The organism is Pseudomonas sp. NPDC087639 (assembly GCF_044743385.1).
GTDB lineage: Bacteria > Pseudomonadota > Gammaproteobacteria > Pseudomonadales > Pseudomonadaceae > Aquipseudomonas.
Window position 1 is genome coordinate 1 of the sequence record NZ_JBIUWI010000174.1, and the last position, 1,892, is coordinate 1,892.

1 protein-coding gene is annotated in these 1,892 nt (G+C 57.1%); it reads right to left on the reverse strand.

Annotated elements, in window-relative coordinates:
* Window positions 1-132: 132 nt before the first annotated feature.
* Complete coding sequence (gene thiI, locus ACIOVB_RS27640) at window positions 133-1,587, reverse strand: tRNA uracil 4-sulfurtransferase ThiI (protein WP_401272291.1); 1,455 nt, start codon at window positions 1,585-1,587, stop codon at window positions 133-135.
* Between the last annotated feature and the right edge of the window lie 305 nt (window positions 1,588-1,892).

A 1,892-nucleotide genomic window follows, 5' to 3' on the forward strand; every position in this document is an offset into this window, starting at 1 on the left:
TCTCGATCAGAGGCTTCGGTTAGCTGACAAGTCTTGGCAGCGCTTAGCAGTAGTGTCCGGCATGGCCGTTACAGCTTGACGGCGGTGTCGGGGGGCCGGTGACGCAGGCCACAGGCAAACAGCCCCGGGCACTTAGGTGGGTCGATAAACGCGCACATGGGCTTGCCCCTGACTGAGCAAATGGTGGGCATGCAGGCGACTCATCACGCCTTTGTCGCAATACAGCAGGTACTGGCGAGTAGGGTCCAGTTCCTTGAAACGTGCGTTCACTGCATAGAACGGCATCGTCTGTACCTCTATGCCGGCAAGCTCCAGCGGTTCGTCTTCAGCGGCATCCGGGTGACGGATGTCGATGACGATCTGACCGGCCAGCGCTTCGCCGACTTCTTCAATCTGCAAATCCTGGCCCAATTCGTCGATGACTCGATCGATCGCGACCAGTTTGGCGTTGGCGAGCGCACGCTCGAGCACCGCCATGTCGAATTCTTTCTCTTCGTGCTCAACGCGGCCACGCTTGGCGGCGGTCTTCGGATTGACCGAGATGACGCCGCAGTATTCCGGCATGTGCCGGGCGAAATCGGCGGTGCCGATCTCGTTGGCCGTGTCGATGATGTCCTGCTTGTGGGCGACGATCAGCGGGCGCAGGACCAGTTTATCGGTCACGCAATCGATCACCGACAGGTTCGGCAGCGTCTGGCTCGAAACCTGGGAGATCGCTTCACCGGTGACCAGCGCATCGATATGCAGGCGGTCGGCGATCGCGGAGGACGCGCGCAACATCATACGCTTCAATACGACGCCCATATGACTGTTATCGACTTTACCGAGAATTTCGCTCAACACTTCTTCGAACGGAACACTGACAAATAGCACGCGTTGCGAGCTGCCGTACTTCTTCCAGATGAAATGCGCGACTTCCATCACGCCCAATTCGTGGGCACGCCCGCCCAGATTAAAGAAGCAGAAGTGCGCCATCAGGCCGCGGCGCATGATCTGGTAGGCCGCAACGGTCGAATCAAAGCCGCCGGACATCAATACCAGCGTCTGCTCCAACGCACCAAGCGGATAACCGCCGATGCCGTTGTGCTGGCTGTGGATGACAAACAACCGTTTGTCGCGAATTTCCATGCGAACTTTAATTTGCGGTGCTTTCAGGTCGATGCCGGCGGCACCGCACTCACGGCGCAGCTTGCTGCCGACGTATTTTTCGACGTCCATCGAGCTGAACGTGTGCTTGCCTGCACGTTTGCAGCGCACCGAGAAAACCTTACCGGCCAGTGCATCACCGTAGTGCTGTTTGCACTTTTCGGAGATGTCGTCGAAGTCACCCAGCGGGTACTCGTCGATCTGCAAAAAGTGCGCGATGCCCGGCATGCAGGTCAGGCGCTCACCCATCTCTTTCAAGGCTTTGGGGTCGGTAACGCGGGTTTCCAGCTCGAGGTTGTCCCACACGCCGTTCACCACCACAGCCGGGTCCAGATCGCGGAGCACGGCGCGGATGTTCTTGGCCAACTGGCGAATGAATTTCGTCCGGACAGGTCGGCTTTTGATGGTGATCTCGGGGAAGACTTTTACGATTAGTTTCATGAAAACAGCGCGCGCAGGGCCAGCCGAAAAAGGGGGGCGCGGATTATAGCGGAAATTGCTCAAGGTTTAACCAGTTAATGTGCAGAAGGTTTTGCGCGCACCAAAACGGGTCATTTATGGATTAAGACGCTACATTAGAGGGCGAGATTTTCACCATCAGGGCGCTTTGTACCTTTATAAGCGTGAATTTGGGGCAAAAAACCCATGCTGGGGCACTGGCATGCAATTTGCTCCCTTGTGAGGCAGGTTGCCTTGGCAGAGTATTCGCGCCGGCATCACCACTATTAAGGGCATCCACTACCAGC